This window comes from Phytopseudomonas straminea (assembly GCF_900112645.1).
GTDB classification, from domain to species: Bacteria; Pseudomonadota; Gammaproteobacteria; order Pseudomonadales; family Pseudomonadaceae; genus Aquipseudomonas; species Aquipseudomonas straminea.
Map to the genome: position 1 here is coordinate 725,340 of NZ_FOMO01000001.1, position 13,090 is coordinate 738,429.

A 13,090-nucleotide genomic window follows, 5' to 3' on the forward strand; every position below is an offset into this window, starting at 1 on the left:
TCAGAGGCGCTGCGCCAATTCGGCGATGTGCTCCGGGCCGATGCCGCAGCAACCGCCCAGGTGGCTGGCACCGCGTGCGCGCCAGTCGGCGACCCAGCGCAGGTAGCCCGGCGGGTCGAGGTCTTCGCGCAGCGGGTCGAGGCCGTCGTTGGCGGTGGCTTCCTCGGGTTGCGGTGGGAAAGCGTTGGCGTAGGCGCCGATAGCGACGTTCGCACCGAGGCTGGCGAAGACTTCGCGCGCCGCGTCGATGGCGTCACCGATCACTTCCGGTTGGCTGCAGTTGAACAGCAGCACCTCGACGCCCAGTTCGGCCGCCGCCCGCGCCGCTTCGGCCACCGGCTCGCCCGAACGCAGGCGCGGTACCTCATCCACGTCTTCATCGCGCAGGGTGAACGACAGCCAGAACGGCTTGCCGTCTTTGGGCAAGTGGGCGTGAATGGCTAGCGCCTCGGCGATGGCGCTCTGGGTTTCCGCCAGCCACAGATCGACGTGGGGGGCGAGGCCATCAAGCAGCGGGGTCAGCACCTCGGTGACGCGCTCAGGCTGGAACAGGTCCGGGCGGTACGAGCCGAACAACGGCGGCAGCGAGCCGGCGACGCGCACGCCATTGCCAGCCTTGTCCGCTGCGCTGCGCGCCAGTTGGCCGGCACGCGCGGCCAGATCGCGGCCCTCGGCGGCGAAGCGCTGTTCACCGATATGAAAGGGCACCACGGCGTAGCTGTTGCTGGTGATTACCTGGCTGCCGCTGGCGATATAGGCGGCGTGCACCGCTTCCACCTGCTCCGGCGCCTCGGTCAGGGCCAGGGCGGACCACTCCGGCTGGCGAAACGGCGCGCCGCGGCGCTGCAGCTCGCGGCCCATGCCGCCATCCAGCAGAATCAGAGATCGCTCGCTCATATAAGCTCCAGTCATATCGATATGCATTAAATTCATTTGGATGCTTCTATTTATAACTATTTAATACGCCGAAATTGCCGCTCACAACCTTTTTCTCGCCCAAGGATTTCCGTGAAAACCACTCTGCTCGCCGCCCTCGGCCTGACCCTCGCCTCCGTCTGCAATCTGGCTCTGGCCGGCCCGACCCTCGACCGCATCGAGAAGAACGGCGAGCTGGTCAACGTGCTGATGGAAAACTACCCGCCGTTCTCCTTTCTCAATGATCAGAACCAGCTCGACGGCTTCGACGTCGATGTCGCCAAGGCCGTGGCCGATAAGCTGGGCGTCAAGCTGCGCCTGGAAACGCCGTCCTGGGACGTGATCGCCGCCGGCCGCTGGAACGGCCGTTACGACATCTGCATCTGCTCGATGACGCCCAGCCAGGCGCGCGCCCAGGTGTTCGATTTCCCGGTCACTTATTACGCATCGCCGGCAGTGATCGTAGTCAACGCCAGCGATGACCGCATCCACTCGGCCAAGGACCTCTCGGGCCTGAAGGTCGGCGTTACCAGCGCCTCCTCCTACGAGGGCTACCTGAACAAGGACCTGGTTATCGAAGGCGCCGAGGACAAGCCGCTGGTCTATCCGTTCGACGCCGTGCAGGTTGCGCCCTACGACAACGATACCGTGGCCTTCCACGACCTGGCCCTGGGTGCCGGCGTGCGCCTCGACGCGATCCTCACCAACCTGGTCACCGCCCAGCCGCGCATCGATCAGGACAAACGCTTCAAGCTGGCCGGCGACGCGCTGTACGCCGAACCCAACGCCGTGGCCATCGAGAAGGATGACGCCGAATGGCGCGCCAAGGTCGAGAGCGTCTTCGCAGAGCTGCGCCAGGACGGTACCCTGGCGGCCATCTCCAAGAAGTGGATCGGTTCCGATATCAGCCAATGACACCCCCACCTGAATCCCCTCGCCCGCCTCCCATGGCGGGCGAGTCGTTGCTGCAACGCCTGTTCGGCTTTCGCACTCGCCTGTACCTCACTTGGGCGAGCCTGTTCGCCCTGTGCGTGGCGTTCTTCCTGAGCTTCGATCTGAAGTTCTCGATCATCCTCGACAAGCTGCCCAACCTGCTCGGTACCAGCCTGGCGCCCAACGGTTTTCTGCAAGGCGCGGCGCTGACCCTGTTCCTGTGCTTCTGCTCGATCTGGGCGTCCCTGGCGCTGGGCTTCGTCACCGCCCTGGCGCGACTTTCGAAGAGTGCCGTGGCGTTCGGCATCGCCACCTTCTACGCCTCGTTCTTTCGCGGCACACCGCTGCTGATCCAGATCCTGCTGATCTACCTGGGCCTGCCACAGCTGGGCGTGGTGCCAGGTGCGGTCACCGCCGGAATCATCGCCCTGTCGCTGAACTACGGTGCTTACCTGAGCGAAATCTTCCGCGCCGGTCTGCTCGGCGTGCCGGCCGGCCAGCGCGAAGCCTCCCTGGCGCTGGGCCTCAAGCCGGTGGTGATCTTCTGGCGGGTGACCCTGCCCCAGGCAATGCGCACCATCATCCCGCCGACCACCAGCCAGTTCATCTCCATGCTCAAGGACTCGTCGCTGATCTCGGTGATGGGCGTCTGGGAAGTGATGTTCCTGGCCCAGTCCTACGGCCGCTCGTCGTACCGCTACATCGAGATGCTGACCACCGCCGCGGTGATCTACTGGCTGCTGTCGATCGGCCTCGAGCTGATTCAAACACGCCTGGAACGGCATTACGGCAAGGCCTACCTGAACGTGCGATGAGCATGCAGATACCCGCCGCCGCCATCGAGCGCCTGCTGCGCATCGACTGGTTCGCCAACATCGGCAAGCCGGCGGCGCTTGCCGGCGTGCGCCAGATCGAGCAGAGCGAGCTGGGCTCGTCGCTGGCCGGCGACGCCTGGGAAGCCACCACGCTGGAGGCACGCAACGCCATCACCGGGCGCCTGGCGCGGCTGCATCTGGCCCAGTATCAGGCCTGGAACGAGCTGGCAGGCCAGGCCAAGACCGCCCTGCAGCCACTATGGCAAAAGCTGCCGGTCGACCTTGCTGATAACGCCGTCCTCGCCGACCTGCAGTGGATCCTGCACGCCTACCTGATGGAAGCCGCCTACCGCCAGGCGCTGGTGCCGCCACTGTTCTTCGACAGCCTGATCCAGATCTACGAGGCCGGGCATATCCCCTGCGGCTGGGACGGTGAATGGCCGAAAGGGCAGCTGGTCATCTGCTGAGCCACTGCGCTTGCGGTGAGCGCCGTCACCCCGCAGGATGGCGGTCGACCGAGTTACAGGAGACCTGCCGATGACCGTTCGCATTCCCGTGGACATCCGCGCTGTCAGCGCCGCTGATCACGCCGCCTGGCTGCCGCTGTGGCAGGGCTACCAGCGCTTCTACATGACCGAGATCGATGCGGCGACTAGCGACCTGACCTGGCAGCGCTTTCTCGACCCGAGCGAACCGATGTTCGCCGCCCTGGCCTGGCGCGACGGCGAAGCCATCGGCCTGGTGCACTGGATCTACCACCGCTCCTGCTGGACCACCGGCGACTACTGCTACCTGCAGGACCTGTTCATCGGCAAGGACGTGCGCGGCAACGGCATCGGCCGCCAGCTGATCGAACACGTCTACGCCGAGGCGGCCCAGGCCGGCTGCTCACGGGTGCACTGGCTGACCCACGAAACCAACGCCAAGGCCAAACTGCTGTACGAACGCATCGGCGAACGCTCGGGGTTCGAGCAGTACCGCAAGTTGCTCTGAACACCGGCTGGCACATAATCCGCATCTCTGTCGGCCTCAACCACCGACAGAGTGCCCCATGAACAAACTCGACAACGCCTTGCTGAACATCCTGATCAAGGATTCACGCACCTCGTTCGCCGATATCGCCCGCCAGCTGAACATCTCCCGCGCCCACGCCCGCACCAGGGTGCAGGCGCTGGTAGAGAGCGGCGTGATCGAGAAATTCACCGCAGTGGTCAACCCGGAAAAGCTCGGCAAGGGCATATCCACCTTCGTCGACCTCACTGTGGCCCCTTACGCCATCGAGGCGGTCGCCGAACGGCTGTCGGCCACCCGCGAAGTGGTCAGCCTGTACATCATGAGCGACCTGAAAAGCCTGCACATCCACACCCTGACCGACAGTTACGAGACCTTCGACGCTTTCGTGCGCCAGCACATCTTCAACCACCCGGAGATCCTCACGGTGGACTGCAAGGCGCTGATGACCCGGGTCAAGCATCGGCGTGGCGGCGCACGCCTGTAACCTCACTGCGCACTGCGTCAAAAGCGTGCCGCCGATGCGTTTTGGTGCACAAATGACATTCGCACGCTCACCAAGGCCCTGCTTGACGGAACGTACCCGGACAGCAGGCGTGATCTGACAAATGTTCAGTACTCCCTGCTGCGGTTATCGTTTCGTCACCTCACGACCCTGCGCCACGCTTGTTTTGTGTGCGCCTGGCATTTGGAGGGCGAACCAAGAAAATCATCAAATACATTTAAAATCATATACTTAAAATAATTTTCTCCTGGCATGGCTGTTGCTGAAGGCTCTCGGTAACGACTTTACATCCGGTAGGCAAACGCCTGCCGCAATGGCCACCGCGAAAGGAGAATCCCATGAGCCTCAATCGACGCAATTTCATCGGCGCCGGCGCCCTCGCAGCCGGCGCTGGCCTGGCGATGGGCGCCAGCGGCGTGGCCAGCGCTGCCGTCAGCAGCAAGACCTTCAACTGGAAGATGACCAACGCCTATGCGCCGGGCTCGCCCTTCTACGTGCAGGGCCCGGGCAGCCCGACCGACTTCTGCAAGCGCGTCGAGGAAATGTCCGGTGGGCGCCTGAAGATTCAGCACTTCGCGGCCGGCGAGCTGATCCCAGCGCTGGAGGGCTTCGATGCGGTAGCCAGCGGCATGGTGGAAATGAACGCCGCCAACGCCTTCTTCTGGGCTGGCAAGATTCCTGCCGCACAGTTCTTCACCGCCGTGCCGTTCGGCATGAACACCCAGGGCATGAATGCCTGGCTGTACAACGGCGGCGGCCTGAAACTCTGGGAAGAACTCTACGCGCCCCACGGCCTGGTACCGATGCCCATGGGCAACACCGGCACGCAGATGACCGGCTGGTTCCGCCAGCCCTTGGAAAACGTCGACAGCCTCAAGGGCTTGAAGATGCGCATCGCAGGGTTAGCCGGCAAGGTCTACAGCGAGCTGGGCGTGGCCGTGCGCCTGCTGCCGGGGGGCGAAATCTTCCCGGCGCTGGAGCGTGGCGTGATCGACGCCGCCGAGTTCGTAGGCCCCTATCAGGATCGCCGCATGGGCCTGCACAAGGCGGCCAAGAATTACTACACCACCGGCTGGCACGAGCCGACCAACGTCACCGAGCTGATCATCAACCAGCAGGCCTGGGACAGCCTGCCGGCCGACCTGCAGGCCATCGTGCGGTTCTGTGCTCAGGCCTGCAACGTCGACAGCTGGTCGTGGTGCGATGCGGTCAACGCCGAGGCCATGCAGGACCTGGTGAACAACCAGGGCGTGATCGCCCGGCCGCTGCCGGACGACATCATCAAGCGCCTGCACGAAGTCACCCGCGACACCCTATCGAGCATGGCGACGAGCGATCCGGCGACGAAGAAGATCTACGAGCACTTCTTCGCCTTCCGCAAGCAATACGTGTCCTGGGCGTCCGTCGGCGAGAAGGCGTTCATGGAAATCGGGATGGGCGAATCATGATGGCCATCGTTGGCCGCATCGAGGCGCTGGTGGAAGCCCTCGGGGCACTGGCCCGCGGTTGCGTGCTGTTGCTGGTCTTGCTGGTGTCGTTCGACGTATTGATGCGCTACCTGTTCGACTTCAGCCTCGTCGCGCTGCAGGAGCTCGAGTGGTACCTGATTTCGCCCATCGCCCTGCTCGGCATCGCCTATACCCTCAAGCATCGCCAGGACGTGCGGGTGGATTTTCTCTACGAGAAGTTCGCCGTGAAGACCAGGGCAGCGGTCGATCTGTTCAGCGGCATAGCCACCGCGGCCATCGGTTTCTATATCGCCCACCTGGCGTACAAATACACCCTGCAGTCCTACAACATGGGTGAAGGCTCGCCCGATCCCGGCGGGCTGCCGTACCGATTTCTGATCAAGGCATTCCTGCCACTGGGCTTCGCTCTGTTCGGCCTTCAGGGCCTGGCCGACAGCCTGCGGGCGCTGTGCACCCTGCTGCAGCCGACGCGACCGCAGGAGGCACGCCCATGACCCCCAACGAATGGCTGGCCATCGGAATGGTCATCGGCTTCTTCGCCATGATGATGGTGGGTGTGCCGGTGGCCATTTCCCTGGCGGTTTCGGGATTCGTCGCCGGCATGGTCGGCTTCGGCCCGATGCTCTTCGCCCTGCTGCCCGCGCGCATGTTCGGGGTGGTCAGCAACTACACGCTGCTGGCGATTCCGCTGTTCACCTTCATGGGCGTGATGCTCGAGAAATCCCGGGTCGCCGAGGACATGCTCGACACCATCGGTCGCGCCATGGGCGGCCTGAACGGCGGCATGGGCCTGGCGATCATTCTGGTAGGTGTGCTGCTCGGCGCCTCCACCGGCATCGTCGGTGCCACGGTGGTGACCATCGGTTTGCTGACCCTGCCGACGCTGCTGCGCCGTGGCTATAACAAGACCGTGGCCTGCGGCACCATCTGCGCCTCCGGTACCCTGGGGCAGATCATTCCACCCAGCCTGGTACTGATCCTGCTGGCCGACATCCTCGGCCAGTCGGTGGGCTCGATCTTCGCCGCCGCCTTCATTCCCAGCCTGGTGCTGGCGCTGATCTATGTCGCCTACATGCTGCTACTCGGCTGGCTGCGCCCGGACTGGGTGCCAGCGATTCCGGCTGAAGAGCGTGCCCTGACCAGCCGCGCGCAACTGCTCAAGGACATGGCGCGCAGCGTGCTACCACCACTGCTGCTGGTGATGGCAGTGCTCGGCTCGATCATCGGCGGCGTCGCCGCACCGACCGAAGCGGCGTCGATGGGTGCCCTCGGCGCCTTGCTGATCGCCGCCTGCGCCCGGCGCCTGGACTGGAAAACCCTGAAGGCGACCCTGCACGGCACCCTGACCATCAGCGCGATGATCTTCCTCATCCTGTTCTGCTCGCAGCCGTTCTCCCTGGCCTTTCGCGGCCTGGGTGGCGAGGCGCTGGTGCACGAGCTGTTCACGCTGCTGCCCGGCGGCGAACTGGGGGCGATCCTGTTCCTGATGGCAGTGCTGTTCGTGCTCGGTTTCTTTCTGGAATGGATCGAGATCTCCTACATCGCCCTGCCAATGTTCCTGCCGGTGTTCATCGCCTACGACACCGACCTGGTGTGGTTGGGCATCCTGGTGGCGCTGAACCTGCAGATGTCGTTCCTTACCCCGCCCTTTGGTTGGGCATTGTTCTTTCTTAAAGGCGTGGCGCCACCGGGGATCAGCACGAAAGACATCTACATCGGCGCCCTGCCTTACGTGTTCCTGCAGATGCTCGCCGTGGCCGTGGTGTTCTGTTTCCCGCAACTGGCTACCTGGCTGCCTGCCGCTATCGGTTGGTAGTAGATCTTCCAGGGGCTGCGGACGCTATGATCGCTGCAGCCCGACTACAACAAGGAATCCTCACTCATGCTCAAGAGCACCCACGCCACCGGCGGCCTGTTCGTTGCGCCCCACCATCTTGCCGCCCAGGCCGGGCGCGACGTGCTCAAGGCTGGCGGCAGCGCCGTGGAGGCGATGGTCGCTGCGGCGGCCACCATCGCGGTGGTCTATCCGCACATGAATGCCATCGGTGGCGACGGTTTCTGGCTGATCCACGAACCGGGCAAGCAGCCCATCGCCATCGATGCCTGCGGCAGCAGCGCGGCTCTGGCCGATCGCGATTTCTACGCCGGCCACACGCAGATTCCCAGTCGCGGCCCGCTGGCCGCACTGACCGTGGCCGGTACCGTCGGCGGCTGGGCCGAGGCCCTGGCACGGACAGCCCATTGGCAGCCGCAGCGGGCGCTGCCCGAGCTGCTCGCCGATGCCATCGGCCACGCCCGGCGCGGCATCGTGGTCAGCCGCAGCCAGGCGCAGCTGACCCGCGCCAAGCTGGCCGAGCTGCACGACGTGCCGGGCTTTGCCGAGGTCTACCTGCGCGAGGGCCAGCCACCGCGCGAAGGCGACCTGCTGCGCCAGCCGGCCCTGGCCGACACCCTGCAGCGCCTCGCCGACGCCGGCCTGGACGACTTCTACCGGGGCGAATTGGCCGCGCGCATGGCCGCCGACCTCGAGCGCCTGGGCAGCCCGCTGCGCCTGGCCGACCTGCAGGGCTACCGGGCCCGCGTCGTCGAACCGCTGAGCGTGCGGCTGAGCGATGCCACCCTGTATAACATGCCGCCGCCGACCCAGGGCCTGGCTTCGCTGCTGATCCTTGGCATCTTCGAGAAGCTCGGCATCGAACAGGCCGAGGGGTTCGCCCATGTGCACGGGCTGGTCGAATCGACCAAGCAGGCCTTCCTGATCCGTGACCGCGTGGTGACCGACCCGCGCCGCGTGCCGGAAGACCCGCAGAGCCTGCTGACCGACGCCAACCTGCAGCGTCTGGCCGACAGGATCGATCCGCGACAGGCGCTGGCCTGGCCGCAACCGGCGCAGCCGGGCGACACCATCTGGATGGGTTGCATCGATGCCGAGGGACGCGCGGTGAGTTTCATCCAGAGCGTGTACTGGGAGTTCGGCTCCGGCGTGGTGCTGCCGTCCACCGGGGTGGCCTGGCAGAACCGCGGCATCAGTTTCTCGCTCGACCCGACCGCGCTGCAGGCCCTGGAGCCGGGGCGCAAGCCGTTCCACACGCTCAACCCGGCCCTGGCGCTGTTCGACGATGGCCGCACCCTGAGCTACGGCACCATGGGCGGCGAGGGCCAGCCGCAGACCCAGGCGGCGATCTTCAGCCGCTACCGACTGGGCAGCGACCTGCAGGCCGCGGTCAGTGCGCCGCGCTGGCTGCTGGGCCGCACCTGGGGCGACGTGAGCACCACGCTGAAGCTGGAGAGCCGCTTCCCGGCCGAACTGGTCGAGCGGTTGCGCCAGGCGGGGCACGTCGTCGACGTGCTGGACGAGGTCTTCAGCGACACCATGGGTCACGCCGGCGCCCTGCTGCGCCACCCCGATGGCGTGCTGGAAGGCGCTGCCGATCCACGCAGCGACGGCAGCGTGTGCGGGTTGTGATCCTGAGCCGCAGAACGAAAACGCCCCGCTGATCAGCGGGGCGCTTGCATTGGCGAGTGCCTAGCCTCGCAGGCTGGGCGTCGCGTTTCACATCCAGCGCAACGGTAGATCGATAGAGCGTGATTCACCCTAAGGGTCGTCAGTCCTCGGTCTTCCAGTTCTTGCGGCTCATGTAGTCCCGGGTTTCCTTGACCACGACGCCGGAGAGCAGCAACAGGCCGATCAGGTTGGGCAGCGCCATCAGGCCGTTGGCGATGTCGGAGAAGGTCCACACCACCTCCAACGAGGTCACCGCGCCGACGAACACCACCGCCGAGAAGATCAGCCGGTACGGCATCACCGCCACGCGGCCCATCAGCCGCTCCATGCAGCGCTCGCCGTAGTACGACCAGCCGAGGATGGTGGTGAAGGCATAGACCAGCACGCCGATGGTCACCGTGTAGATACCCCAGCCGCCGCCCAGGCCCTGCTCTAGTGCCCACGCGGTCATCGGCGCGCCTTTCAGGCCTTCCTGGGTCCAGGCACCGGTGACGATGATCGCCAGTGCGGTGAAGGTGACCATAACCAAGGTGTCGAGGAAGGTCTGGGTCATCGACACCATGGCTTGGCGCACCGGCTTGTCGGTCTTCGCCGCCGCCGCCGCGATCGCGCCGGTACCCAGGCCCGACTCGTTGGAGAAGATGCCACGGGCCACGCCCATCTGCACCGCCAGGATGATGCTCGAGCCAAGGAAACCACCGGCTGCCGCGCTACCGCTGAAGGCATCGATGAAAATCAGGGCAATGGCGTCCGGCAGGCGATCGGCGAACACCACCAGCACGGCGACGTTGCTGATGATGTACAGCACGATCATCACCGGCACCACGCCGGCGGCGAAACGGCCGATGCTCTTGATGCCACCGATGATCACCACCGCGGTGCCGATGGCCAGCACCAGACCACTGAGCGTTGGCGAAATGCCCCAGGTGTCCTGCAGCTGATGGGCCGCCGTGTTGGCCTGCACCATGTTGCCAATGCCGAACGAAGCCACCGCACCGAAGATCGCGAAGGCGATGCCCAGGGTCCTGCCCAGGGTGCCGCCGACACCGTTGGTGAGGTAGTACATCGGCCCGCCGCTCTGCTCGCCCTTGGCGTCGGTGACCCGGTACTTCACGCCCAGCAAGGCTTCGGAGTACTTGGTGGCCATACCCACCAGGCCAGTCATCCACATCCAGAACAACGCACCGGGGCCGCCGATGCCGATGGCCGTGGCCACCCCGGCGATGTTGCCAACGCCGATGGTCGCCGCCAGCGCGGTGGCCAGGGCCTGGTAGTGGGAAACGTCACCGGGTACGTCGCCCTTTTCCGAGCGTTTGACGAAGGCCAGCCAGAAGGCGTGGCCGATTACGCGGAACTGGATGCCACGCAGGCGGATGGTCAGATACAGGCCGGTGAGCAGCAACAGGGGGATGAGCAGAAACGGCCCCCAGATAAAGCTGCTGATGGCCGTGAGCACAGCGAGAAATTGATCCATGGCGGGTGTCCTTGTTGTTCTGTCCAGTGCGGCTCGTGGCCGGCAGGAAGGCACCGCTGGCTGGTAGAGCCGCGGTGCCGAGCGAGTGAACGCAACTGCGTCCGTGCAACATCGGATGGTCTGTCACAGGCCCGAGGGCGTAACAAAATGTTTAGGCGAATCAATCGATTGCAGCGCGGGCGATTGTTGCCAGGTCGGCAAGGCTATAACAACTTGGCCGCGAAAGGGGCGGAAAAAACAGGCAATTCAGCTGCGCGACGGGGTTCGCACAGGTGATCGGCGCGCCTCGGCGCCTGCGACCGGACAATCAGTCGTTGCACGCTATCGGCTGTGAACGCCAGGTCGCCCAGGCCTGTTCCCAGCACGTGTGGTGGGATACCTGCGTCAGGCTGACGGTTTGCACGCAGCGCGCTTCACCGAGCCCATCCAGGTAGTGATGCAGCGCGCCAGCCGGCACCACGCTATCCGCATCGCCGGCCAGGTGCCGCTGGGTAACGGCGCGCAGCCGCTCGCGGTAATCCAGCGGCTCCAGCGAACCCTCGAGGGGGCTCAACTGCAGCAACTGAACCCAGTAGCGTGGGCTGAGGTTGCCGGCGAGGGTTTGCACGCTAACGACATCATCGCGTCGCGCGGCCAGCAATAGTGCCAGCGCGGCGCCGCCGGAATAGCCGACCAGCTCGAACGTCTGGTTGCCGTAGCGAGCCTTGATCAGATCGAGCGCCCCGTCGAGGCTGCCCAGCACGTCACTGCCGAAACGCCGACTTGTCCACAGGCTCGTGGCACACCTAGGCGCGGTGACGAACTGGCAGGGCCGCGCCAGGTACAGGCTGGGCGTCGGATCGGCGAACGCCAGGCGCGCCACCAGCAGATCGCGCGGCGAGGGGTCGAGGCTGGGCTGTGACGGCGTCGCCCAAGCCTGGCCATCGCCTTCCAGATAAACGCGCATACGCGCCGCCGCCGGCACCTGGGCTGGGGCACCGAGCAATAACGGAAAGGGTTTGCTGTCGAGCGTTTGTAAGCGATGGTGCTGACCGGTCAGCTCGCCAAGCCGCTCTTGCGGTGACTGGCAACCGCCCAAGGCAAAGACCAGCAGCGCGCCAAAAAGCAGCGCAGCCGGCTTTGCAGGGCGAGCTGTCAGCATCCGGTCAGCTTCGCCTCGCGGCGTTCGCCCGGGAAGAAGAACGGCCGCAGGCGCACGCCCACGCCGTTACCGACGAACGCCGCCACCAGCCACAACCAGCCGTGCAGGCTGCCGGACGCGATGCCACTGAAGTAGGCGCCGATGTTGCAACCGTAAGCCAGGCGCGAGCCGTAGCCGAGCAGCAGGCCGCCGATCACCGCCGCCACCAGCGAGCGCAGCGGGATGTTCAGGTTCGGTGCGAAGCGCCCGGCCAGACCGGCGGCCAGAAGGGCGCCGATGACGATGCCGATGTCCATCACCGTGGTGATGTCTTCCCACAGCGGCGCAGCCAGCGCCTGAGCATTGGCCGGCTGCTGCCAGAACGCCCAGCTGGAAACGTCGACACCGGTACCCTGCAGCACCTTGGCGCCCCACAGCGCGAACGCCGAGGTGATGCCCCAGGGGCGACCGGCCAGCGCCAGGGTGGCGAAATTGAGCAGCGCCAACAGCACCGCACCCCAGATCAGCGGCCAGGGGCCACGCAGGAAACGCTGCCAGCCCTGGTGCTCGCTCGGCGCCGCTCGCTCCAGGCTGCCGTGACGACGCAACTCCAGGCGCGCGCTCAATGCCGCGATGGCGGCGAACAGCGCCAGGCTGACGACCAAGGCCGGCACCAGGCCCAGGCTGGTGACGATGGAGGTCGGCGGCAGGCTCGGCAGCGCTGACCACCACTCCAGGTGATGGGTAGCGACCACGCCGCCGATGATGAAGAACAGCAGGGTCACCAGCATCCGCGCGTTGCCGCCGCCCACGGTGAACAGCGTGCCGGATGCGCAACCGCCGCCCAGCTGCATGCCGATGCCGAAGATGAAGGCGCCGACGATCACCGAGGTGCCCGCTGGCGCCACCAGCCCCTTGACCGGCGCACCGAACAGAGTGCCTGCCGACAGCGCCGGGAAGAACAGCAGCACGGCGATGGCCAGCATCACCATCTGCGCACGCAGGCCGGCGCCACGGCGCTCGTTGAGCAGCACGCGCCAGGCCGACGTGAAGCCGAACGCCGCGTGATAGAGCACCAGGCCCAGCGCACCGCCGACGATGAACAACAACGCCTGACGCCCGCTGACCGCGAAGGTGAGCGCCAGCGCGCCGGCCAGCAGCAGCGCCACGGCCACCAGCGGCGTACCCGGACGATTGACCGGCGCCGCAGCAGGGATGGATAGATTCATATAGACCTTCGAATAACCAATTGAAACGGTCGGCTATTCTAGCCCGTCCCGCCGGCGCCAGTGAGCGGATGCTTAGAACGAATCCTGAAAAGGTTATGCCCACAAGCGGCAGTG

13 protein-coding genes are annotated in these 13,090 nt (G+C 65.5%); 9 read left to right on the top strand and 4 right to left on the bottom strand.

The window, feature by feature from the left end; genetic code table 11:
• Nucleotides 1-897, bottom strand: a complete 897-nt coding sequence (locus tag BM279_RS03300) for a homocysteine S-methyltransferase family protein (protein ID WP_093500892.1) — start codon at nucleotides 895-897, stop codon at nucleotides 1-3.
• A 111-nt stretch (nucleotides 898-1,008) separates the two neighbouring features.
• Between BM279_RS03300 and BM279_RS03305 the strand changes: the two genes are divergently transcribed.
• The 9 genes from BM279_RS03305 (at nucleotide 1,009) to BM279_RS03345 (ending at nucleotide 9,114) form a co-directional block, all read left to right on the top strand.
• On the top strand, nucleotides 1,009-1,830 hold the full coding sequence (locus BM279_RS03305; RefSeq protein ID WP_093500895.1) for an ABC transporter substrate-binding protein: 822 nt from the start codon (nucleotides 1,009-1,011) through the stop codon (nucleotides 1,828-1,830).
• Nucleotides 1,827-2,663 (top strand): amino acid ABC transporter permease, encoded by an 837-nt coding sequence (locus BM279_RS03310; protein WP_093500897.1) that lies wholly within the window; start codon nucleotides 1,827-1,829, stop codon nucleotides 2,661-2,663. The genes BM279_RS03305 and BM279_RS03310 overlap by 4 nt, the downstream gene beginning before the upstream one ends.
• Nucleotides 2,664-2,665: 2 nt before the next feature.
• Nucleotides 2,666-3,130 (top strand): hypothetical protein, encoded by a 465-nt coding sequence (locus BM279_RS03315; protein WP_093501232.1) that lies wholly within the window; start codon nucleotides 2,666-2,668, stop codon nucleotides 3,128-3,130.
• Between the two features lie 70 nt (nucleotides 3,131-3,200).
• Nucleotides 3,201-3,656, top strand: a complete 456-nt coding sequence (locus BM279_RS03320) for a GNAT family N-acetyltransferase (protein WP_177323593.1) — start codon at nucleotides 3,201-3,203, stop codon at nucleotides 3,654-3,656.
• A 58-nt stretch (nucleotides 3,657-3,714) separates the two neighbouring features.
• Nucleotides 3,715-4,161: an Lrp/AsnC family transcriptional regulator gene (locus BM279_RS03325; protein WP_093500899.1), complete on the top strand. Its 447-nt coding sequence runs from the start codon at nucleotides 3,715-3,717 to the stop codon at nucleotides 4,159-4,161.
• 356 nt (nucleotides 4,162-4,517) lie between these two features.
• Nucleotides 4,518-5,627 carry a TRAP transporter substrate-binding protein gene (locus BM279_RS03330; protein ID WP_093500901.1) on the top strand — a complete coding sequence of 370 codons (1,110 nt, stop codon included), beginning with the start codon at nucleotides 4,518-4,520 and terminating at the stop codon, nucleotides 5,625-5,627.
• Entirely contained in the window at nucleotides 5,624-6,142 is a 519-nt protein-coding gene (locus BM279_RS03335; RefSeq protein ID WP_093500903.1) for a TRAP transporter small permease subunit, read from the top strand. The genes BM279_RS03330 and BM279_RS03335 overlap by 4 nt, the downstream gene beginning before the upstream one ends.
• On the top strand, nucleotides 6,139-7,464 hold the full coding sequence (locus tag BM279_RS03340; RefSeq protein ID WP_093500905.1) for a TRAP transporter large permease: 1,326 nt from the start codon (nucleotides 6,139-6,141) through the stop codon (nucleotides 7,462-7,464). The genes BM279_RS03335 and BM279_RS03340 overlap by 4 nt, the downstream gene beginning before the upstream one ends.
• 66 nt (nucleotides 7,465-7,530) lie before the next feature.
• Complete coding sequence (locus tag BM279_RS03345; RefSeq protein ID WP_093500907.1) at nucleotides 7,531-9,114, top strand: gamma-glutamyltransferase family protein; 1,584 nt, start codon at nucleotides 7,531-7,533, stop codon at nucleotides 9,112-9,114.
• 139 nt (nucleotides 9,115-9,253) lie between these two features.
• On the opposite strand, the gene BM279_RS03350 is transcribed toward BM279_RS03345, so the two are convergent.
• From BM279_RS03350 to BM279_RS03360, 3 genes are all read right to left on the bottom strand, one after another.
• Complete coding sequence (locus tag BM279_RS03350) at nucleotides 9,254-10,627, bottom strand: alanine/glycine:cation symporter family protein (RefSeq protein WP_208604514.1); 1,374 nt, start codon at nucleotides 10,625-10,627, stop codon at nucleotides 9,254-9,256.
• A 307-nt stretch (nucleotides 10,628-10,934) separates the two neighbouring features.
• On the bottom strand, nucleotides 10,935-11,768 hold the full coding sequence (locus tag BM279_RS03355; protein WP_093500909.1) for an alpha/beta hydrolase: 834 nt from the start codon (nucleotides 11,766-11,768) through the stop codon (nucleotides 10,935-10,937).
• Complete coding sequence (locus BM279_RS03360) at nucleotides 11,762-12,976, bottom strand: YeeE/YedE family protein (protein WP_093500912.1); 1,215 nt, start codon at nucleotides 12,974-12,976, stop codon at nucleotides 11,762-11,764. The genes BM279_RS03355 and BM279_RS03360 overlap by 7 nt, the downstream gene beginning before the upstream one ends.
• Between the last annotated feature and the right edge of the window lie 114 nt (nucleotides 12,977-13,090).

Bases quoted from the DNA above. Each gene is read 5' to 3' on its own strand.
- BM279_RS03300 (WP_093500892.1), bottom strand. From the start codon at position 897: ATGAGCGAGCGATCTCTGATTCTGCTGGATGGCGGCATGGGCCGCGAG.
- BM279_RS03315 (WP_093501232.1), top strand. From the start codon at position 2,666: ATGCAGATACCCGCCGCCGCCATCGAGCGCCTGCTGCGCATCGACTGG.
- BM279_RS03350 (WP_208604514.1), bottom strand. From the start codon at position 10,627: ATGGATCAATTTCTCGCTGTGCTCACGGCCATCAGCAGCTTTATCTGG.
- BM279_RS03330 (WP_093500901.1), top strand. From the start codon at position 4,518: ATGAGCCTCAATCGACGCAATTTCATCGGCGCCGGCGCCCTCGCAGCC.
- BM279_RS03335 (WP_093500903.1), top strand. From the start codon at position 5,624: ATGATGGCCATCGTTGGCCGCATCGAGGCGCTGGTGGAAGCCCTCGGG.
- BM279_RS03345 (WP_093500907.1), top strand. From the start codon at position 7,531: ATGCTCAAGAGCACCCACGCCACCGGCGGCCTGTTCGTTGCGCCCCAC.
- BM279_RS03360 (WP_093500912.1), bottom strand. From the start codon at position 12,976: ATGAATCTATCCATCCCTGCTGCGGCGCCGGTCAATCGTCCGGGTACG.
- BM279_RS03355 (WP_093500909.1), bottom strand. From the start codon at position 11,768: ATGCTGACAGCTCGCCCTGCAAAGCCGGCTGCGCTGCTTTTTGGCGCG.
- BM279_RS03325 (WP_093500899.1), top strand. From the start codon at position 3,715: ATGAACAAACTCGACAACGCCTTGCTGAACATCCTGATCAAGGATTCA.
- BM279_RS03310 (WP_093500897.1), top strand. From the start codon at position 1,827: ATGACACCCCCACCTGAATCCCCTCGCCCGCCTCCCATGGCGGGCGAG.
- BM279_RS03340 (WP_093500905.1), top strand. From the start codon at position 6,139: ATGACCCCCAACGAATGGCTGGCCATCGGAATGGTCATCGGCTTCTTC.
- BM279_RS03320 (WP_177323593.1), top strand. From the start codon at position 3,201: ATGACCGTTCGCATTCCCGTGGACATCCGCGCTGTCAGCGCCGCTGAT.